Consider the following 20,122-nt stretch of genomic DNA (forward strand, 5'->3'; position numbering starts at 1 on the left):
AGGATGGGCTCATCGGTCAGTTGAGCTGACCACTGACGCCAAGAGGATTTATTCATGAGCTTGAAAGACAAACTGCCCGGCGCGCTGGGTTTCGGTACCGCGCCGTTGGGCAACATGTTCCGCGCCATTCCGGAAGAAGAGGCGCTGGCCACCGTTCACGCCGCGTGGGAGGCGGGCGTTCGTTATTTCGACACCGCGCCGTTTTACGGCTCAGGCCTGTCGGAAATCCGCCTCGGCGCCGCGCTGGCCGATTACAAGCGTGACGACTATGTGCTGAGCAGCAAGGTCGGCCGGGTGATTCTCGATGAAGTCGAAGACGCGGCGGCCCGTGATCTGGGCGAGAAGAGCGGGGTGTTCGAACACGGCCGCCCGAACAAGATCGTCAACGACTACAGCGCCGATGCAACGATGCGCTCGATCGAAGACAGCCTCAAGCGCCTGCAAACCGATCGTCTGGACATCGTTTGGGTGCATGACATCGCGCAGGATTTCTACGGCGATCAGTGGCTGGAGTACTTCAATCAGGCCCGCACTGGCGCCTTCAAAGTGCTGACCCGTCTACGCGAAGAAGGCGTGATCAAGGGCTGGGGTTTGGGTGTGAACAAGGTCGAGCCGTGCGAGTTGACGCTGGATCTGACCGAAGCCCAGCCCGACGGTTTTCTGTTGGCGGGGCGCTACACGTTGCTCGATCACGACCGTGCCTTGCAGCGTTTGATGGACGCCGCGCTGGCTCAGAACGTCGAAATCGTGGTTGGCGGTCCCTACAGCTCGGGGATTCTGGCGGGTGGTGCGCACTTTGAATATCAGAAGGCGAGCCCGGCGATCATTCATAAAGTCGAGCAGATCAAGCGCATTGCTGCGGCTCACGGTGTTGACATTAAAGCGGCTGCATTGCAGTTCTCCCTGGCTAACCCTGCTGTCGCGGCGGTGATTCCCGGGTCCAGCCGTCCGGATCGGATCGCTGAGGATGTGGCTGCGTTGTCGGCGGTTATTCCAGGAGATTTTTGGCGTGCGCTGCGTGAGGCTGATTTAATTTCTGAGCGGGCGCCGTTGCCAGGTCAAAAGATCGCAGCCTTCGGCAGCTCCTACAAAGGTGGTGAAAATGAAGATTGATCTGACTGGAAACCTCGCCATCGTCAGCGGCAGCACCGCCGGCATTGGTTTGGGCATCAGCAAGGCACTGGCCGAGTCCGGCGCCACCGTGGTGGTGATCGGCCGCGAAGCCGCCAAGGTCGAACAAGCGCTGGCGAGCATTCGCCAGAGCGTTCCGGGCGCGCAGTTGCGCGGTTTGACTGCGGACCTGGGCACTGCCGAAGGCGCGGAGCAGTTGTTCGCCGCCGAGCCGCGCGCCGACATCCTGGTCAACAACCTAGGCATCTTCAGCGAGGTGGATTTTTTCGACACGCCGGACAGCGAATGGACGCGGTTCTACGAAGTCAACGTGATCTCCGGTGTGCGCCTTTCGCGGCATTACGTGCCGGACATGGTCAAGCAAGGCTGGGGGCGGGTGATCTTCCTGTCTTCGGAATCCGGCATCGCCATTCCTGCCGACATGCTCAACTATGGCGTCACCAAAAGCGCTAACCTCGCGGTGTCTCATGGCCTGGCCAAACGGCTGGCGGGCACCGGCGTGACGGTGAATGCGATTTTGCCCGGCCCGACCCTGACCGATGGCCTGGAACACATGCTCAAGGACGCCACGGCCGAATCGGGACGCAGCGTCCGTGAAGAAGCTGACGCGTTCGTGCGCAAGGCGAGGCCGACGTCGATCATCCAGCGCGTGGCGGATGTCGAGGAGGTGGCGAATCTGGTGGCCTACATCGCCTCGCCGCTGTCGTCGGCCACCACGGGCGCGGCGCTGCGGGTTGACGGCGGTGTTGTCGACAGCATGGCGATCTGAACATTTCTGATTGAGAGAGAGCATTACATGGCAACTGCATCAGCGTTTATTGATATTCCGGCGTCCACCGAAGAAGTATGGCAATTGATTGGCGGCTTTAACTCGCTGCCGAACTGGCTGCCGATTATCACCCACAGCGAGCTGAGCGAAGGCGGGCGCGTACGCAGTCTGCAGACGGCGGACGGCGCGGCAGTGGTTGAGCGGCTTCAGACGTTTGATGACGCGGCGAAGACGTACAGCTACACGATAGTGCAGGCGCCGTTTCCGGCGACCGATTACCTGGCGATGATTCGCGTGGAGGCGCAGGGCGACGGTGCCCGGGTAACGTGGTCGGGAGAGTTCGCGCCGGTCGGGGTGAGTGAGGAAGAAGTGGTGGCGTTGTTTGGCGGGATTTATCAGGGCGGCCTCGAAGCGCTGCGGGCCAACTACCCAACCTAAACACACCACGAACCCACTGTGGGAGCGAGCTTGCTCGCGATAGCGGTCTTACAGGCAAAAAGTTGTTGTCTGACACTCCGCCATCGCGAGCAAGCTCGCTCCCACAGGGTTAGTCTGTGTTTTGGAGATCGGGCATTACGCTCTGCCGACAATCGAGCACCAACTGCGCACCACCCAACTCGCTATCAGCGACTTCAAGGGTGAACCCGTGCAAACCGGCAATCGCCGCAACGATCGATAGCCCCAGCCCGAACCCGCTTTGCTGATTCCCACCCTCCGCACGATAGAAGCGCTGAAACACCGCCTCGCGTTCCGCCAGCGCAATGCCGGGGCCGGAGTCGAGTACTTCGATCCGCGTATGCCCACCTTCATTGATCCCGCGCAAAATCACCTGCCCACCGGGCGGTGTGAATTTGATCGAGTTGCTCAACAGGTTTGCCACTGCCTCAAACAATAGGGCCCGATCGCCATTCAGCGGCGGCAGGGTTTCAGGCAGTTGCAGCTCAAACGTCAACTCGCCTTCCTCGGCCAGCGGCAGATAGAAGTCGTGCAATTCCTGCAACAGCGGCACCGGATCGAGCAGTACAAAACCGGAACGCCGCTGCCGGTCTTCCAGCTCGCTAATGCGCAGCAACCCGCGAAAGCGCGCCATCAAGGTGTCGGCTTCGGCGAGCACTGAATCCAGTTGCGAGGCTTCCTGGGACCCTTCGCCCGCCTGTTGCTGCATGCGGTACAACTGCGCGCGCAAGCGGGTCAGCGGGGTGCGCAAGTCATGGGCAATGTTGTCGCACACGCCCTTGACCTCGTTCATCAAGCGTTCGATGCGTTCGAGCATGGCGTTGACGATGGCGGCGAGCATGTCCAGTTCGTCACGGCGATTGGACAGTGGCAAACGCCGAGTGAGGTCGCCGGCGACAATGGCTTCGGCACTGGCCTGAATCCCGCGAATGCGCCGCAGCGGGCGGCGCCGCAACAGATGCCAGCCAATGATGCCGGGCAAAATGGTCAGGCTCATGCCCCAGAGCAGCGCGTGGAGAATGATCCGCGTCACGGCGAACAGCGAACCGTTGTCGCGGAGCAATATCAGCCAGCGCCCATCATCGGTCTGGGTCGCCACGGCGTCGCAACTGTCGCTGGGCAAGGTCGGATCGTCGGTGTCGGCGCAATCGCTGAGCATGTGAATCTTGCCGTCCAGCGGCAGGCCAGCGGGTATGTGCCGCAGAGCGCCGCTGAGGTAGCGCTGCTCGGCATCGAACAGGCCGTAGGCGTCGAGACCGCGAATGTCGAAGGTCATGCTGACGGCGAGGGCGTCCACCAGTTGTTCGCCGGAAAACCGCGAGAACAAATGCTGACGTTGCATCAGCGAATGCTTGGCCAGGTTGTCGAGGTAAGCGGACACCTCGTAGTACATGACCCCCATGAGAATCCCGCTCCAGAGCACGAACAACGAACTGTAGAGCGCCAGCAACCGGCTACTGGAAGAACGCCAGCCTTTAGAGGGGTTCGGCAATGACATAGCCCGAGCCTCGCACGGTGCGGATCAACGGGACATTACCGGGCGGGTCGATTTTCTTGCGCAGGCGGCCGATGTGCACGTCGATCAGGTTGGTGCCGGGGTCGAAGTGGTAACCCCAGACCTCCTCGAAAATCATCATCCGCGACAGGATCTGCCCGGTGTTGCGCATGAGGAATTCCAGCAGCTTGTATTCGGTGGGCAACAGCGTCAGCAACTTGCCGTCGCGGCTCGCTTCATGGCTGATCAGGTTCAGCTCCAGGTCCGCCACCCGCAGCGTGGTGGCCTGGGCGGTCACGGTGTTCTGCCGGCGCAGCAGCACTTCGACGCGCGCGGCCATTTCATCGGTGGCGAAGGGTTTGGTCAGGTAGTCGTCACCGCCGGCACGCAAACCGCGCACGCGTTCATCGACATCGGAGAGGGCGCTGATCATCAGAATCGGCGTCGCCACGCCCATGGTCCGCAGGGTGGTGACGATCGCCAGACCATCGAGCTCGGGCAGCATGCGGTCGAGGGTGATCAGGTCGTAGTTGCCACTGACTGCGCGCTCCAGTCCTTCGCGGCCGTTGTCGACCCAGTCCACGTCGAGGCCGTGGCTGCTCAATTCCGCGACGATTTCCCGGGCGGTCACGGCGTCGTCTTCGATGGTCAAAATGCGGGGCATAGGAGGCCTGGTCAGTTGTTCGCAATGGTGCGCTGCATTTTGCCAATAAATGGCCGCGGGCTTTTTAAATAAAACTTCATTTTCAGCACCAGATCTGTGCCTGCGTAGGAGCTGCCGAAGGCTGCGATCTTTTTACCTCCAACGCATGCATAAAACCCGCTGATATTGGCTGCTTGTTGCAATTTGCATGATTTTCGGAAGTTCAAAATTTATAAGCTGTTGAAATTTAACGACTTATCTAAAAGCAGCGACTGGCACGCTGACTGCAATTGTTCATCTGACGAGTTGTAACATTATCTTTCCTGCCTGGAGCGACACAATAATGAATAGATCCCCTGATGGTTTCTATCCTGTCTCAGAGGAGTCAAGCGCGCAGTCGGGCGTTTCCTGGGGCGCGATATTCGCCGGGGCCGCTGCTGCGGCGGCGTTGTCGCTGATCCTGGTATTGCTCGGTTTCGGGTTGGGCTTTTCGGCAGTATCCCCTTGGGCCAATGAGGGCGTCAGCGCCAAGGGCCTGGGCATTTCAACCATTATCTGGCTGGCCGCGACGCAAATTGTTGCTTCCGGACTGGGCGGATACATCGCCGGTCGTCTGCGGGTCAAATGGGCCAACATGCATGGCGATGAAGTCTACTTCCGCGATACCGCCCACGGCTTCCTCGCCTGGTGCGTCGCGACACTGGTGACTGCGACGCTGGTCGTCGGCTCGGTCAGCAGTATTGTCAGCGGCGGTGTTCAGGCCGGTGCAAACGTGGTCGGCGGCGCTGCAAGTGCTGCGACTCAAGCGGCTGGCACTGCAGCCGGTAATACCGACGGCGACCAGTACGGCTATTTCGTCGACAGTCTGTTCCGCGCTGATAGTCCGGCCGCTGTCAGTGATGACGCTGCCCGCAGCACCGTCACCCGCATCTTCGTGCGCTCGCTGAGCAACGAAGGTCAACTGGCTGCAGAAGACCGCACCTACCTCGCGCAAATGGTTGCCCAACGGACCAACCTGAGTCAGGCGGACGCCGAACGTCGTGTCGATGAAGTCTACGCCCGCACCCAGAAAGCCGTTGCCGACGCCAAACTGGCCGCTAAACAGGCTGCCGATACCGCCGCCAAAGTTGCTGCCTGGACCGCGTTGTGGATGTTTATCGCGCTGTTGATCGGTGCGTTCTTCGCCAGCCTTGCCGCAACCTTCGGCGGTCGTCGTCGGGATGCCGTGGAGTATCTGGAAACCGACACCTACGTGACCCAAACACAAACACCTGTCCGCTAATTCAGGAGAATCCTCATGCGCTCATTACTGCTGTTATTTCTCGGCATCCCTATCCCGATCATTATCCTGATCGCCCTATTCACGTGAGGCTAATGCCTCTGCCGCTTCTGCCTCTGGTAGAAGCGGTTTTTTTTTGAAGGGGCATTTAATCGGATGTTTTATTCGATCGGTGTACTTACAAACGCTGCAAGCCCCTCGGCATACGCCGTGAACGCGCTGATCTGCGGAAACCGCTCGGTATCAACCTGCTCAGGTACTACCAGTTTGCTAAAACTCCAGGCCACCGCCAGCGTGATCCCGTCCTGAGCGATCGAGCCGTCAGTCTTCAGCGGTTGCAGTTCCAATTCCCGCTCCAGCGCCGAATAAGCCGCCGCCAGTTGCCCCTCGACCCGTTCCACCCAAGGCTCGTATTGAATCTCCGCCGGACGCAGGTTGCGTTCGTAATAGAGCTGCACGGACTTCTCACACGCTGCCAGTGCCAGGCCGATCAGGCGTAGCGAGCGCAGGCGTTGATCCAGCTCGCCGGGCATCAGGCTTTTACCCGGTCCGGCCAATGCTTCCAGGTAGTCGATGATCAGCGTTGAGTCGATCAACACCTCACCGTCCTCGAGCACCAGCGTCGGCGCCTTGACCACCGAGTTGATCTGCTGGAACTGCTCGAAGTGGCGAAACACGGAAACCGATTGGTGATCGAGGTCGATGCCCAGGCATTTGGCAGAAATGGCGACGCGTCGCACGTAGGGTGAATCCAGCATGCCGATCAGCTTCATTGAACCGCTCCTTCAGATAGCCCGTTGAGGACAGACAACCTTAGCTGAGGCTCACCTTCCTGCAAATGCAGTCGATAACTCCGGTGCCGAGGCCGTTTGTCTTCTATATACAGCCGCTCAGTTGAATTTCTTGCTATAAACGCACTCCGATAAACACCACAAAGACTGACATAGAGCACTTTCGGTGCTTTGTCGGACGAATTCGCTGACTTTTCAGTTGCTGGGGCCTCAAGTCGGCCTTAGACTGCCGCCCCTCGTAAATTGAGTGCCGGGTGGCGCTTGGAATAAACGGCGCCGTTCCGATGGCCCTGCGAGGTCCGCCGGAACGCTCCCTAATTCGCCTTAATGCACGTTTTTTTATAGAGATATCAATGACAAAGGACAAGTTGCTGGCCATGCCGGCGGATGACTACATGAATGCCGAGCAACATGCTTTTTTCTCTGAGCTGTTGCAGAACATGAAAGTCGAAACCCACGAGCGCATCGAACAGAATCGCATCGCCATCGAGAGCCTGGACACCCCGGCCGATCCGGCTGACGCGGCTTCCGTCGAGGAAGAGCGCACTTGGTTGGTGAATGCAATCGACCGCGATCAGCGCATGCTGCCTCAGTTGGAACAGGCACTGGAACGCATCAAAGAAGACAGCTTTGGCTGGTGCGACGACAGCGGCGAGGCCATTGGCCTGAAACGCCTGCTGATCAGCCCGACCACCAAATACTGCATCGAAGCGCAAGAGCGTCACGAACAGATCGACAAGCACCAGCGTCAGGCCTGATTCTGCGAGGCAACCCCATTTGATGTGGGTTGCCTGAAAAGATCGCAGCCTTCGGCAGCTCCTACAAAGGTTCGCGTAACCTGTAGGAGCTGCCGAAGGCTGCGATCTTTGCTTTCGGCCGTCCGCAAAAAATCCTGCAAGCTTCTATTGATCCACTGCACACCCACTACTAATGGACCATGGATAATGGCCATGTAGTGGCGTTTAATGCCGGGACAACAATTAGAAGTGCGTGGGGTGACGAAATGACGCGAGATGGATCGCTGGTCGGAGCAGTGCCTGCTCCCGTGCTTTTACCGAAAAACCTTTGGCTGACGCCCACGCTGCAAAGCATCGCGCTGACGCTTGTGTTGTGCGGCATGACGCTCGGCGGCTGGTCGCTTTATGTCGGCCTGCCATTGGCCGTCTGCATCATCTGGCTGCCTCGCCTGCGTACCCGCGCCATTCCTGAAGCCGCCATCGTCGACAGCGCCGCCGCGATTGCCGAGCTGACTCGCGATCTTTCCTACACCACCAGTCACAATGCACTGTCCGCCGCCGGCGTGGCTTTTTCGGTCAAGCAACTGGCCGATAAACTGCAATCGCAACTCGGCGCTGCGGCGCAAATTGTCAGCAACGCCGAAGTGATGATTGCCACCGAGCAGGCCACGTCGACCCTCAGTCGCGCCGCCCTCGGTGCCGCCAGCGAAGCGCATCAGAGCAGCGCGGCAGGGCGCACGGAGTTGAGCGAGTCGATCAGCCGCATGCATCAGCTCAGCCTGCGCGCGAGCAACAGCCGTGAATTGATTGAGGCCCTGAGCCTGCGCAGCGACGATATCCAGCGAGTCACGTTGGTGATTCAGTCGATTGCCAGCCAGACCAATTTGCTGGCGTTGAACGCGGCGATCGAAGCGGCCCGGGCCGGTGAGCACGGCCGTGGTTTTGCGGTGGTCGCGGATGAGGTTCGCGGGCTGGCCGCGCGAACGGCGACGGCCACCGGTGAAGTCGGCGAGATGGTCGCCGACATCCAGCACCGCACCGCGCAAGTGGTGGAACAAATACGCCAGTTGTCCAGCGACCTTGACGTGGGTGTCACGCAGGTCGAACACACCGGTCAGCACCTGGAAAACATTGCACGCCTGGCGGCCAGCGTCGAGAGCCAGGTCGGCGAAATCGCCAGGGGCGCCGATACCAATCGCGAGCAACTCGACAGCCTGTTCCACGCCATCGAGCAAATGCGCAGCGATTTGGCGATCAGCGATCAACAGACCCAGCGTCTGGCCCAGGCGGCTGTGCAAATGGAAGGTCAGGCGGAAACCATCAGTGAACGTCTCGCAGAGGTCGGGCTGGATGATTATCACCAGCGGATCTACGACCTGGCCCGTGAAGGTGCGAGTCAGATTTCTGCGCGTTTCGAGGCGGATATTGCCGAGGGGCGTGTCAGCCTCGATGACTTGTTTGATCGCAATTACCAGGCGATTCCGGACACCAGCCCGGCCAGGTTTCAGACGCGTTTTGATCGCTACACCGATCAGGTATTGCCGGCGATTCAGGAACCGTTGTTGCCACGCCATGAAGGGTTGGTGTTTGCCATCGCTTGTACTCAGCAGGGGTATGTGCCGACTCATAACAAGGTGTTCAGCCAGCCACTGACGGGGGATGCGCAGGTTGATACGCTGCAGAACCGCACCAAACGCAAGTTTGCCGACCGGACCGGGATTCGTTGTGGGAGCCATCAGCAGGCGGTGCTGTTGCAGACTTACACGCGCGATACTGGGGAATTGATGCATGACCTTTCGGTGCCGATCATAGTCAAGGGGCGGCATTGGGGTGGTTTGCGGTTGGGGTATAAGCCTGAGGATCCTCGCTGATTGGTTTGGGGGTTGGGGGTTGGGGGTTGCGTGAATATCCGTTATTGGGTGATGGCGGATATTGGTTTCGCCCTTACGGCGAGTCACTTGGAAGAGCCCCAAGTAACCAAGGGCTCTTGCCCCACCACTCGGCACCTCGCTCTGGCTCGGTGTGCCCTCACTCCGGCATTGCTCCGCGGGTCGCCGCGAAGGGCCGTCCCTGGCCCAGCGCGGCTAAACCGGCATCCTTGCCGGTTTCCCCGCTGCGCAATACCTGCGTTCGGCCAGCGTGGTTTTATGGGGCGCTCAGGATCAAAATCAAAATCTAAACCGAGGCGGCCTGATAGCCGACCTGGCGGTGAGTTCGATCAGCACCATCGGCGCTCACACCAATGCCATGGCCGACAACAATCCCCTGTGGGAGCGAGCTTGCTCGCGATGGCTATTTATCACCCAACATCAATGTCGGCTGACACACCGCTATCGCGAGCAAGCTCGCTCCCACAGGGAATTTGCTCAGCCCAGAGGTTGTGCACGGTCAGATCAGCGAAACGCGCCCGCTTGATGTCCATGTAGGCTCGCAGGTCGCGGCGGATGCTGTTGCGGCGAGCAACAACGGGTATGCACCTAAACCCAACCCAAAGGCTTCACCATTATTGCGTTTCCAGCAATTAATCTGTGCACCACAGTCGCTGTTTCCTCGCCGCTGATCTCATTACCATACCTACATAGTTAGCAGGCTAATGAAATCAAGAGGTCAGCATGCAGAGCAAAGTCGATGTCGCGGTGATGATCGGCACCGGAGTACCCGCCAATTTGCGCGCGCTGGGGCGCAGTGTGTGCTGGGTGGTGTTACTGAACGGAGAACGCCGGGGGACGGCATTCTCCAGTCGCGATGAAGCGGAGGAGTGCAGGGCTGCCTGGTTGGCGCAATTAAGTGCCGAAGCACCCGACAGCCTGCATTGATCAATGAACCTGGTGCATACGCAAATTGAGGTCGTCAACCACCCGCGCCCAATCAGCGTCTTCACGCAATTGCTCTTTCAGGAAGCCGGCTTGCTGCGGCGTCCAGAACTCGGCGTCGATGAGTTTTTTATCGTCGGGAAGCGGGGAATGGCTGGCGATGAAATCGTCGATGGCTTTTTCGCTGGAGTCCAGGCCAAGCTGGTCGAACAAGCCTTTCAAGTCGTGCGTAGGTGAATCCATCTTCATCTCCTTGCTGGTCGCGCGGGTGCGAGATCTGAGGTGCGGCTGCATAGCATCTGAGGGAGCCGCGCTTCAGGAGTTCGATAGCGATGTTCGAAAGCAGGAATGAGCATAGACTGCGAACCGGCTGATCAGGCTTTCAATGCACCTTGATCGACGGCAAGCTTCAAGGCCTGGGCTGCTTCACGTGCGGCGACGGCGGCGACGTCCGAGGTTTTGAACCAGCGGTCTTTCTCGACCTGGTGATAGGTCACCGTGGTCAGCGGCGGTTTGGCGCGCATGATGATGACCGCCTGGAATTCGCCTTCGACTTCTCTGGCTTCGCCCCGGATAAAAAATTCACCGATATCAAATTCCGTCACGTAGCAGCCTTCCCTTGGAAATATTTGTTGTGATGAGCGCCGTCCGGCCTGGGATCGGGTTTCATGGGTTCGGCAGTATGGCAGTAGTTGCATGCCGACGGCTGAGTTAAGTCGTCGGCATGACGAAACGTCTATGGGAAGGTGCAAACCGGATCGTTCAGGCGCGTGATTCAAGCGCACGGGCGAGCGCGCAGGCTTCGTTATGGTTGCTGCGGAAACCTCTTACATGGCCCGTCGAAATTTCTTTGATATGAAAGAAGCAATTGCCGGCCAGTAACACCTGAAAACGCGGCGGGGCTGGCTCTGCGGGTTCGAAATCGGTGGGCCGGAACATCGTCGGCAGCAGTGGCGACGGCTGGCGTGTGTGAGGTGCGAAGTGTGTCAGGGTGCACATATGAAGTCCTTTTCATGGATTTGCCGACGTGTGTACGTCGTTTTGGGTAGTCTCGGTGAGCATCGCTGCTCTAGAATCACCAAGGCCGTTGGGTGATAGATGTTCATCTAAAGCAATTTCTTGCGGGCGATATGTCGGAAAAGTGCTTTTTTTTGAGAGTTTTTTCCCTAAGGTAGGTAGTCCGCTTTTTTCTGGCCGTCAGGAGGGCGTTTTCCTTCAAGCCCTGACGAATACCAGGCAAGACGACGCGTCAGACTTTCCATTAGTCTTCCTGCGCCTCGCGATGAATGAGCCCCTCTGCTTGTTCAGGATTACCACCCGGGTCATTTGGCGACACCTTTGGCATTGCCGCTTATTTCTGCTGTGCGCGGGTTGTCCGCGTGCAGCATCATTTTCAGATGTGGGGATGTTTCCTTGGCAGTAAGTAATCTCGATATGCATGCTTTGTTCGTGCTGGGTGATTTGCGCGCAAAGCTGGTCAAGCAGTTCCAGTCACGTTTTGTTTATGTCACCGAACAGAACGCTGAAGGCATTTACATTGCCGAACTCGACACCGAATCAGCGCTGGTGGTGGACGACAAGCCGGGCCTGAAACTCAAGGTCGGCGATCATTTCAGCGCTTCTGTTTTGCCCAGCCGCGAAGGCGGAAAACTGGAAATCAAGTTTCGCGACATCAAACTCACGGTGTACGGCCTTGGCGATTACGCGTTTGTGACAACGGCCGACGGTCACGCGATTGTGTTCAAGGAAGGGCATAGCGTGGTGATGGTGTTTGCCGCCCACCAACAATTGCAGGAAGGCCTGACCAAAACCCTGAAGGCCGTGACGGCCAAGGCAGCCAAGTGGCGCAAGGGTGAACTGGTGACCTTCAAGGCCAGTGAGTAATGGCCTCGGGCTTGCAGGACTTTTCCGAAATTTAATCCCCGCCCCTCGAAAGCAGGAACCTCTACTACAGTCAGTGGACTGAGTATTTTGAGGCTTGCGGTCTTCTGCCAGGCCATCCTGCTATTGCTGTGAACAGCACGAGGTGCAAAAGCATGAACGGATTTCGACGGTTGCTGACCGCTGTCCTGGTCACCTGCGGACTGGCTTTGCCTATCCCGGTATTTGCCGCTCAGGCACCGATCCACTTCGCTGACCTGAACTGGGAAAGCGGCAGTTTGATCACTGACATCCTGCGGATCATCGTCGAGAAGGGCTATGGGCTGCCCACCGATACGCTGCCGGGCACGACCATCACCCTGGAGACTGCGCTGGCGAACAATGACATCCAGGTCATTGGCGAAGAATGGGCCGGTCGCAGCCCGGTCTGGGTCAAGGCCGAAGCCGAGGGCAAGGTCGTCAGCCTTGGCGATACGGTCAAGGGCGCCACTGAAGGCTGGTGGGTGCCCGAGTACGTGATCAAGGGCGACCCGGCGAAAGGCATCAAGCCACTGGCCCCCGGCTTGCGCAGTGTCACTGACCTGCCCAGATACAAGGACGTGTTCAGTGATCCTGAATCGCCAGGCAAGGGGCGCTTTCTCAACAGTCCGATTGGCTGGACCTCTGAGGTGGTGAACAAGCAGAAGCTCACCGCTTATGGACTGAATGACAGCTATGTGAATTTCCGCAGCGGCTCGGGTGCGGCGCTTGACGCGGAAATCAGTTCATCGATTCGTCGCGGCAAGCCGGTCCTGTTCTATTACTGGTCGCCAACACCCTTGCTGGGTCGCTTCAAACTGATTCAGCTGGAAGAGCCGCCGTTCGACGCCGAAGCGTGGAAAACCCTGACCGACGCTGATAACCCCAATCCGAAACCCACCCGTTCGCTGGCTTCGAAGCTGTCGATCGGGGTGTCCACGCCGTTTCAAAAACAATACCCGCAGATTGCCGACTTTTTCAGCAAGGTGGATTTCCCGATTGATCCGCTGAACAAGGCACTGGCCGAAATGAGCGAAAAACACACCCCGCCGCGTCAGGCTGCAGAGGCGTTCATGAAGGCGCACCCTGATGTGTGGCAGGCGTGGGTGCCGAAGGATGTGGCGGATAAAGTCACCGCCGACTTGAAATAAACACATCCCCGTAGGAGCTGCCGAAGGCTGCGATCTTTTGATCTTGGGAGAAATCATCAAACTAAAGATCGCAGCCTTCGGCAGCTCCAACGCAAAGCGTGCCATTTTGAAAATGCCGACTAGGATGATTCTGTTCAAATCCCTTTCAAGGATTCTCGACCATGACATTCGTGTTGGCTCAAGGGCTGGTGACGATCTTCTCGGTGATTGCCCTGGTGCATGTCTATTGGGGGCTGGGAGGCCGTTGGGCGGCCGTGGTGGCGGTGCCGCAGTTGCCAGAGGAGGGTAGCGGGACATTGCGGCCCGCGTTCAAGCCTTCGGGGCGGCTGACGTTGCTCGTGGCGTTCGGGCTGCTGCTGATTGCTGCGCTGGTATGTTTGCGCGTTGGCTGGTGGGTGCCAGCGGTGCCGCATCAGTCACTGCAATGGGTGATCAGTGCCATCGCAATGCTGATGTTCGCCCGGGCGATTGGCGATTCGAACCTGGTGGGGTTTTTCAAGCAGGTCAAGGGATCGAGGTTTGCGCGGCTGGACACCTGGGTGTATTCGCCGTTGTGTGTGGTGTTGGGGGCGGGACTACTGGCAGTTGCCTGGATTTGAGGTTAACCGAGCTTTCATGTTGGCCGATCTATTGCTATCGCGGGCAAGCCCGCTCCCACAGGGTTCGTGTAAACACTGAAGATCCTGTGGGAGCGGGCTTGCCCGCGAAGAGGGCCGGTCAATCAACACACCCTTACGATCCTAACTCCCGCTTTCAGTGCGCCGACTGCTCACCTCAGCCGGCACATCATCCCCGGCCATACGCTTGCGAAACAACGCCGCCCGCGCCAGTAGCAAGGTGGTGACCGGCACCGTGATCGCCAGCAGAATCGGAATCAGCCAGGCATGCAGCACCGGCCCTGACTTGAGCGCCGAAAAATAGATGATCGAACCCAGCGCCACACACCACGCACCCAGTGTCGAGGCCAGCGCCGGCGGGTGCATGCGCTGAAAATAATCCTTCATGCGCACCAGACCGATCGCACCGATCAGGGCGAAAATGCTGCTAAGCACCAGCAGCGTCGCCACAGGAATCTCCACCCACAGAGACAGTTCAGCGTTCATTCGATCACCTCGCCACGCAACAGGAATTTCGCCAGGGCAAACGAGCCGACAAAGCCAAAGAGCGCGATCAGCAACGCCGCTTCGAAGTAGGTGTCACTGGCATAACGAATACCCAGGGTCAGCATCATCAGCATGGCGATGATGTACAGGTAGTCCAGCGCCAGAACCCGGTCCTGCGCCGACGGTCCTTTGAACAGACGGATCAATGTCAATGTCATCGCCAGGGAAAAAATGAACAGGCTCAGCAAAATCGCATTCGACAGCAACGGGCTCATTCAAAGATCTCCATCAACGGGCGCTCGTAGGTCACCTTGAAATGCTCGATGAACAGCGCTTCGTCATCCAGATCGAACACGTGCAGCAACAGAATGCTGCGGTCCAGCGCCAGTTCCGACCAGACTGTACCGGGGACCACTGTGCAGATCATCGCCAGCGCCGCCAGGCCGTTGGCGTCGCGCAGATCCAGTGGCACCTTGATGAACCGCGAGCGTGGCGGGCGACGGCCGGCGTTGAGCACGCCCCAGGCCACGGCGAGGTTGGACGCCAAGACGTCGCGACCGACGATGAAGAACAGGCGCAGGATCACCCCGGGGCGGCGAATGCGGATCGGCAAGGGTCGCAATTTGCGCATCATCAGCGGCGCGCAGAATCCGAGTACCGCGCCCAGCAGCAGATTGCCCGGGCTCATCGACAGGTTCAGCACCAGCCACAATAACCACAGCGCCAGAGACAGCCACGGTGCGGGAAACAGACGTTTCATGGCTGCACCTCTGCGACGGCGGCCTGGGCGTCCGGACCGGGAACGGCGCGCGTGCCGAGCACGGCCATCACGTATTGTTCCGGATTGTTCAAGGCTTGAGCCGCGGCCTGGGTATAGCGCAACAGCGGTTCAGCCTTGAACGTCAGCACAATGCTCAGGCCGAGCAGAGCAATGATTGGCACGCATTCAAAGCGGCGCAGCAAGGGCGAAGGCCGCTCTTCAGGGGTCCAGAAGCGCTGGACGCCCAGCCGGGAAAAAGCAATCAGCGACGTCAGCCCGGAAAGAATCAGCAACGCCAGCAGTCCCCATGCGGCGTTCGACACCGGTTCATCGGCGCCATTGCCCAGGCCCAGCGGGTTAAGCAGCGCGCTGAGCAAGCCCAGTTTGCCGATGAACCCGGACAGCGGCGGCATGCCGATGATCAGCAATGCGCAGGCAATGAAGCTCAAACCGAGGAACGCCATGGTCCAGGGGATCACCTGACCGACGACGGCTTTCTGCTCGTCATCGAGGTTGATGCCTTTGGGCGGTTGCAAGGATTCGAGGGGCCGCGCGATCAGATCGCCGTCGTCGTACAGCGGCATTTCATTGGCCGAACGCGAACGCTCGATCAACTCGGACAGCAGGAACAGCGCGCTCAACGCCAGGGTCGAGCTGACCAGGTAAAACAACGCCGCCCCGATCAGGTTGGGTTGGGCGAACCCGATGGCCGACAGCAGAATCCCCGCCGACACCAGAATGCTCAGACTGGCCATGCGCTCCAGCCGTTGCGCGGAGAGCATCGCTACGGCCGCGCAAACGATGGTCGCCATGCCGCCGTAAATCAACCAGTCGCCACCGAAGTACGCCGAGGCGCCGGCCTGACCGGAAAACAGCAACGTCCACAGACGCAGCAAGGTGTAGACGCCGACCTTGGTCATGATCGCAAACATCGCCGCCACCGGTGCACTGGCTGCGGAATAGGCCGGCACCAGCCAGAAGTTCAGCGGCCACATCCCGGCCTTGGCCAAAAACGCCACGGCCAGAATCGCCGCGCCAGCATGCAACAGGCCGCGATCGGCCTCCGGCACCAGCGGGATTTTCAGCGCCAGGTCAGCCATGTTCAGGGTGCCGGTGACCCCGTAGATCAACGCAGCGCCAATCAGGAACAGCGACGACGCCAGCAGGTTGATCGAGATGTAATGCAACCCCGACGACACCCGCGCCCGGCCCGAACCGTGCAGCATCAGGCCGTAGGATGCGGCCAGCAGCACCTCGAAAAACACGAACAGGTTAAACAGGTCCGCCGTCAGGAACGCGCCATACAAACCCATCAGCTGAATCTGGAACAGCGCGTGGAAACTTGAACCGGCGCCGTCCCAGCGGGCCATGGCGAACAGCAGGGCGCTGACGCCGATGATTCCGGTCAGCACCAGCATCAATGCCGACAGGCGATCGACCACCAGGACGATGCCGAACGGCACTTGCCAATTGCCCGGCAGGTACACGCCGATGGAGCCGGGCACATCGGTGCTCTGGGTCCATTGCAGCAACAACACCGAAACTCCCAGGCCCAGCAGACTGGAGAGCAGATTGATTTTGGCTTTCAGCGGGCGGTGTTTCTCGCCCAGCATCAGCATCACGGCGGCCGTCAGCAGCGGCAGCAGAATCGGCGCGGCGATCAGGTGCGTCATTGCATTCATTCTTTAGGCTCCCGGCCATCCACATGGTCGGTACCGGTCAAGCCGCGTGATGCCAGCAGCACCACGAGAAACAGCGCGGTCATGGCAAAGCTGATCACGATGGCGGTCAGCACCAGCGCTTGTGGCAGCGGGTCGGTGTAATGCAGCAGGTCTTGCGGCACGCCGTCCTTGATGATCGGTTCCTTGCCGATGAACAGGCTGCCCATGCTGAAGATGAACAGGTTGACGCCATAGGACAGCAGGCACAGCCCCATGACCACCTGAAACGTCCGTGGCCGCAGCACCAGCCAGACGCCGGATGCCGCCAGCACGCCGATGGCGATTGCGATGACTTCTTCCATCAGACGGCTCCTTTCATGGCGACGGACTTGGGCAGGGCCGCCGTTTTGTGCCCGCGTACCGATTGGTGGGCGAGGGCGGTGAGGATCAATAAAGTCGAGCCGACGACCACCGCGTACACGCCGATGTCAAAGAACAGCGCGCTGGCGATGTGAATGTCGCCGAACACCGGCAGGGAGAAATGCCAGGTGTGGGTGGTCAGGAACGGATAACCGACCGCCATTGCACCGAGCCCGGTGACGGTGGCAAACAGTAAACCGGTGCCCATCCAGCGCAGCGGCCGCAGGCTCATTTGTGCCTCGACCCACTGCGTGCCCGCAACCATGTATTGCAGGATAAACGCCACCGACATCACCAGCCCCGCGACGAAGCCGCCGCCGGGCTGATTGTGCCCGCGCATGAACAGATAGATCGACACTACAAAGGCAATCGGCAACAACAGACGCACCAGCACCGCCGGCACCATCATGAAGCCCAGCGCGGTGTCGCTGGCCGAACGCGGGTTGACCAGGTCGGTGACCACGTCGGGCGCGAGTAAACGCTGTTGAGCGGGTAATTGCAGGCTTTCTTTGGGCGGACGGAAGCGGCGCAACAGCGCGAACACGGTTAGCGCCACCGCCGCCAGGACGGTGATTTCGCCGAGGGTGTCGAAGCCACGGAAGTCCACCAGCATCACGTTGACCACATTGCTGCCACCGCCTTCGGGCAAGGCGCGACTGAGGTAGAACGAGGAAATGTCGTTGGGCGTCTGCCGCGTCAGCATCGCGTACGACAGCAGCGCCATGCCGCCACCCACCGCGACCGACAGCAGCAAGTCGCGCAGGCGGCGGATGCGTGCCTTGCGCAGGGTGCTCGGCAACGGCGAGACCTCTTCGATCCGTCGCGGCAACCAGCGCAGGCCCAGCAGGATGAGCACCGTGGTCACCACTTCGACCACCAGTTGCGTCAACGCCAGGTCCGGCGCGGAGAACCAGACGAAGGTGATGCACGTCATCAGGCCGCAGACGCTGACCATGGTCAGGGCGGCGAGCCGGTGATACTTGGCTTGCCACGCGGCACCGAGCGCGCAGGCAATCGCCAGCAGCCACAAGGTCACGAACACGATCGAGCCGGGGATTTTCGGCCGGTCGCCCCAGCTCAGGCTGCTGTGAAGCATCGGGGTCAGCCCGGCCAGCACGGCGGCGAGCACCATCAGGAACAATTGGGTTTGCAGGCGTTTGGTGCTGGTCCGCCGTTCCAGGCGACGGGCCAGGCGCATCATGATCACCAGGCTTCGCTCGAACATTCGCTTGCCGTTGAAGTGGCCGACCACTGGCGGATATTTGAAGCGTCCGCGCTTGAGCTGATTGCGCAGCAACAGGTAAAGCACGATGCCGCCGGTCATGGCGATCAGGCTCATGATCATCGGCGCGTTCCAGCCGTGCCAGATCGCCAGGCTGTACTCCGGCAGCGTGCCGCCGACCACGGGCAGGGCCGCCGCCGCGAGCAACGGGCCGACGACCTGCGCCGGGAATATCCCCACGATCAGGCACGCGAACACCAGCAATTCCACCGGCGCACGCATCCAGCGTGGCGGTTCGTGCGGGATGTGCGGCAGGTCAGTGGCGGTAGGACCGAAGAACACGTCAACGGTGAAGCGCAGCGAATAAGCGACGCTGAATGTCCCGGCGATGGTCGCGACGATCGGCAGCGTCATCTCGATCCAGGCGGTCGCGTTGATGAACACGGTTTCGGCGAAGAACATTTCTTTTGAAAGGAAGCCGTTGAGCAACGGCACGCCCGCCATAGAGGCGCTGGCGACCATCGCCAGGGTGGCGGTGAAGGGGATCAGTTTGATCAGGCCGCTGAGCTTGCGAATGTCACGGGTGCCGCTTTCGTGGTCGATGATTCCCGCGGCCATGAACAGCGAGGCCTTGAAAGTTGCGTGGTTGAGAATGTGAAACACCGCGGCGACGGCAGCCAGCGGGCTGTTCAGGCCCAGCAGCAGGGTGATCAGGCCGAGGTGACTGATGGTCGAATAGGCGAGCAGGCCTTTCAGGTCGTTCTGGAACATCGCGCAGTACGCGCCGAGCAACAGCGTGCAGGCGCCGGCGCCGCTGACGATGTAGAACCATTCTTCACTGCCGGACAACGACGGCCACAGGCGCGCCAGCAGAAAAACCCCGGCCTTGACCATGGTCGCCGAGTGCAGATAGGCCGAGACCGGTGTCGGCGCCGCCATTGCGTGGGGCAGCCAGAAATGGAAGGGGAATTGCGCGCTTTTGCTCAGGGCGCCGATCAGAATCAGGGGCAGCAGAACAGGGTAAAGGGCATGTGCGCGAATCAGATCGCCGGCGGCCAGGACCTTGTCCAGGTCATAGCTGCCGACCACATGGCCGAGAATCATGACCCCCGCCAGCAAACACAAACCACCCGCGCCTGTGACCATCAACGCCATGTAGGCGCCGCGCCGCGCATCGGCGCGGTGGTGCCAGTAGCCGATCAGCAGGAAGGAGAAAAGACTGGTCAGCTCCCAGAAAAACACGATCTGGATCAAGTTGCCGGAGATCACCAACCCGAGCATGGCGCCCATGAACGCCAGGAAAAATGCGAAAAACCGTGGCACCGGATCATCCGGCGACATGTAATAGCGGGCGTACAACGACACCAGCGTGCCGATGCCCAGCACCAACATCGAAAACAGCCAGGCAAACCCGTCCATGCGCAGGACGAAGTTCAGGCCCAGGCTGGGCAACCAGAAAAACTCTTCGCGAATGACGCCACCATGGGCTATCTGCGGGTACAGGAGGGCGACCTGGATAGTGCCGATCAAGGCAACCACACCAGCCAGCAAGGATTCGGTGTTACGCGCGTTATGCGGCAGCAAGGCCGCGACACAGCTGCCGACGAAGGGCAGAAGCAGTAGAACTATCAGGGACATAGGCTTCTAATCTGCGGAAGTTTGTGAAGCATCATACGTGCCAGTCCCCAGATCGCCAAACGGCAAGCTGTGGCAGAATCCTACAAGGTAGACGGAAAAAGCCTGATTCACATTGTTACAGGAACAGTGATTTCTCCTATGCCGGCCCTTCGCC

At 59.7% G+C, this 20,122-nt stretch carries 21 protein-coding genes; 10 read left to right on the forward strand and 11 right to left on the reverse strand.

Going from position 1 to position 20,122, the window contains the following annotated elements:
• Window positions 1-54 precede the first annotated feature (54 nt).
• The 3 genes from F8N62_RS01465 to F8N62_RS01475 are packed head-to-tail and all read left to right on the forward strand — an operon-like array spanning window position 55 to window position 2,338.
• Window positions 55-1,113 carry an aldo/keto reductase gene (locus F8N62_RS01465; RefSeq protein WP_150709281.1) on the forward strand — a complete coding sequence of 353 codons (1,059 nt, stop codon included), beginning with the start codon at window positions 55-57 and terminating at the stop codon, window positions 1,111-1,113.
• A complete protein-coding gene (locus F8N62_RS01470) occupies window positions 1,103-1,900 on the forward strand; it encodes an SDR family NAD(P)-dependent oxidoreductase (protein WP_150709282.1) in 798 nt (265 codons plus the stop codon). Before F8N62_RS01465 ends, F8N62_RS01470 begins: the two co-directional genes overlap by 11 nt.
• Window positions 1,901-1,927: 27 nt before the next feature.
• Entirely contained in the window at window positions 1,928-2,338 is a 411-nt protein-coding gene (locus F8N62_RS01475) for an SRPBCC family protein (protein ID WP_150709283.1), read from the forward strand.
• A 109-nt stretch (window positions 2,339-2,447) separates the two neighbouring features.
• On the opposite strand, the gene F8N62_RS01480 is transcribed toward F8N62_RS01475, so the two are convergent.
• Together F8N62_RS01480 and F8N62_RS01485 are read right to left on the reverse strand one after the other, a co-directional pair.
• A complete protein-coding gene (locus F8N62_RS01480) occupies window positions 2,448-3,854 on the reverse strand; it encodes a sensor histidine kinase (RefSeq protein ID WP_150709284.1) in 1,407 nt (468 codons plus the stop codon).
• Entirely contained in the window at window positions 3,832-4,515 is a 684-nt protein-coding gene (locus tag F8N62_RS01485) for a response regulator transcription factor (RefSeq protein ID WP_150709285.1), read from the reverse strand. The genes F8N62_RS01480 and F8N62_RS01485 overlap by 23 nt, the downstream gene beginning before the upstream one ends.
• 322 nt (window positions 4,516-4,837) lie before the next feature.
• On the opposite strand from F8N62_RS01485, the gene F8N62_RS01490 reads away from it, so the two are divergent.
• The gene (locus F8N62_RS01490) at window positions 4,838-5,776 is read left to right on the forward strand and encodes a hypothetical protein (protein WP_150709286.1); all 939 of its coding nucleotides are present in this window, start codon (window positions 4,838-4,840) and stop codon (window positions 5,774-5,776) included.
• 158 nt (window positions 5,777-5,934) lie between these two features.
• On the opposite strand, the gene F8N62_RS01495 is transcribed toward F8N62_RS01490, so the two are convergent.
• The gene (locus F8N62_RS01495; protein WP_150709287.1) at window positions 5,935-6,546 is read right to left on the reverse strand and encodes a glutathione S-transferase; all 612 of its coding nucleotides are present in this window, start codon (window positions 6,544-6,546) and stop codon (window positions 5,935-5,937) included.
• 371 nt (window positions 6,547-6,917) lie between these two features.
• Here F8N62_RS01495 and F8N62_RS01500 point away from each other — a divergent pair, with 371 nt between their 5' ends.
• The 3 genes from F8N62_RS01500 to F8N62_RS01520 all read left to right on the forward strand — a co-directional run bounded on the left by F8N62_RS01500 (window position 6,918) and on the right by F8N62_RS01520 (window position 10,117).
• Window positions 6,918-7,322: a TraR/DksA family transcriptional regulator gene (locus F8N62_RS01500; protein ID WP_007907888.1), complete on the forward strand. Its 405-nt coding sequence runs from the start codon at window positions 6,918-6,920 to the stop codon at window positions 7,320-7,322.
• 626 nt (window positions 7,323-7,948) lie between these two features.
• A complete protein-coding gene (locus F8N62_RS01505; protein WP_412071962.1) occupies window positions 7,949-9,172 on the forward strand; it encodes a methyl-accepting chemotaxis protein in 1,224 nt (407 codons plus the stop codon).
• Between the two features lie 741 nt (window positions 9,173-9,913).
• On the forward strand, window positions 9,914-10,117 hold the full coding sequence (locus tag F8N62_RS01520) for a hypothetical protein (protein ID WP_150709289.1): 204 nt from the start codon (window positions 9,914-9,916) through the stop codon (window positions 10,115-10,117).
• Here the strand turns inward: F8N62_RS01520 and F8N62_RS01525 are convergent, their stop codons facing one another.
• Both F8N62_RS01525 and F8N62_RS01530 read right to left on the reverse strand, forming a co-directional pair.
• Window positions 10,118-10,357 carry a DUF2789 domain-containing protein gene (locus tag F8N62_RS01525; RefSeq protein ID WP_054052826.1) on the reverse strand — a complete coding sequence of 80 codons (240 nt, stop codon included), beginning with the start codon at window positions 10,355-10,357 and terminating at the stop codon, window positions 10,118-10,120. It abuts the gene before it with no gap.
• Window positions 10,358-10,488: 131 nt separating this feature from the next.
• Window positions 10,489-10,719, reverse strand: a complete 231-nt coding sequence (locus tag F8N62_RS01530) for a hypothetical protein (protein WP_150709290.1) — start codon at window positions 10,717-10,719, stop codon at window positions 10,489-10,491.
• A gap of 808 nt (window positions 10,720-11,527) precedes the next feature.
• Here F8N62_RS01530 and F8N62_RS01540 point away from each other — a divergent pair.
• The 3 genes from F8N62_RS01540 to F8N62_RS01550 all read left to right on the forward strand — a co-directional run bounded on the left by F8N62_RS01540 (window position 11,528) and on the right by F8N62_RS01550 (window position 13,763).
• Complete coding sequence (locus tag F8N62_RS01540) at window positions 11,528-11,998, forward strand: hypothetical protein (protein WP_150709292.1); 471 nt, start codon at window positions 11,528-11,530, stop codon at window positions 11,996-11,998.
• Between the two features lie 152 nt (window positions 11,999-12,150).
• Window positions 12,151-13,164 (forward strand): ABC transporter substrate-binding protein, encoded by a 1,014-nt coding sequence (locus F8N62_RS01545; protein WP_150709293.1) that lies wholly within the window; start codon window positions 12,151-12,153, stop codon window positions 13,162-13,164.
• 161 nt (window positions 13,165-13,325) lie between these two features.
• Window positions 13,326-13,763, forward strand: coding sequence for a DUF3995 domain-containing protein (locus F8N62_RS01550; protein ID WP_150709294.1), 438 nt, complete (start codon window positions 13,326-13,328; stop codon window positions 13,761-13,763).
• Window positions 13,764-13,904: 141 nt separating this feature from the next.
• Here F8N62_RS01550 and F8N62_RS01555 read toward each other — a convergent pair whose 3' ends face one another.
• The 6 genes from F8N62_RS01555 to F8N62_RS01580 are packed head-to-tail and all read right to left on the reverse strand — an operon-like array spanning window position 13,905 to window position 19,968.
• Window positions 13,905-14,267 (reverse strand): Na+/H+ antiporter subunit G, encoded by a 363-nt coding sequence (locus F8N62_RS01555; RefSeq protein ID WP_150709295.1) that lies wholly within the window; start codon window positions 14,265-14,267, stop codon window positions 13,905-13,907.
• Complete coding sequence (locus F8N62_RS01560; protein ID WP_150709296.1) at window positions 14,264-14,542, reverse strand: K+/H+ antiporter subunit F; 279 nt, start codon at window positions 14,540-14,542, stop codon at window positions 14,264-14,266. Before F8N62_RS01560 ends, F8N62_RS01555 begins: the two co-directional genes overlap by 4 nt.
• Window positions 14,539-15,027, reverse strand: coding sequence for a Na+/H+ antiporter subunit E (locus F8N62_RS01565; RefSeq protein WP_150709297.1), 489 nt, complete (start codon window positions 15,025-15,027; stop codon window positions 14,539-14,541). Before F8N62_RS01565 ends, F8N62_RS01560 begins: the two co-directional genes overlap by 4 nt.
• Window positions 15,024-16,709 carry a monovalent cation/H+ antiporter subunit D gene (locus F8N62_RS01570; RefSeq protein ID WP_150709298.1) on the reverse strand — a complete coding sequence of 562 codons (1,686 nt, stop codon included), beginning with the start codon at window positions 16,707-16,709 and terminating at the stop codon, window positions 15,024-15,026. The genes F8N62_RS01565 and F8N62_RS01570 overlap by 4 nt, the downstream gene beginning before the upstream one ends.
• Window positions 16,706-17,050, reverse strand: a complete 345-nt coding sequence (locus tag F8N62_RS01575; RefSeq protein WP_003202835.1) for a Na+/H+ antiporter subunit C — start codon at window positions 17,048-17,050, stop codon at window positions 16,706-16,708. The genes F8N62_RS01570 and F8N62_RS01575 overlap by 4 nt, the downstream gene beginning before the upstream one ends.
• A complete protein-coding gene (locus F8N62_RS01580) occupies window positions 17,050-19,968 on the reverse strand; it encodes a monovalent cation/H+ antiporter subunit A (RefSeq protein WP_150709299.1) in 2,919 nt (972 codons plus the stop codon). The genes F8N62_RS01575 and F8N62_RS01580 overlap by 1 nt, the downstream gene beginning before the upstream one ends.
• Between the last annotated feature and the right edge of the window lie 154 nt (window positions 19,969-20,122).

This window comes from Pseudomonas fluorescens, assembly GCF_902497785.1.
Lineage (GTDB): Bacteria > Pseudomonadota > Gammaproteobacteria > Pseudomonadales > Pseudomonadaceae > Aquipseudomonas > Aquipseudomonas fluorescens_BO.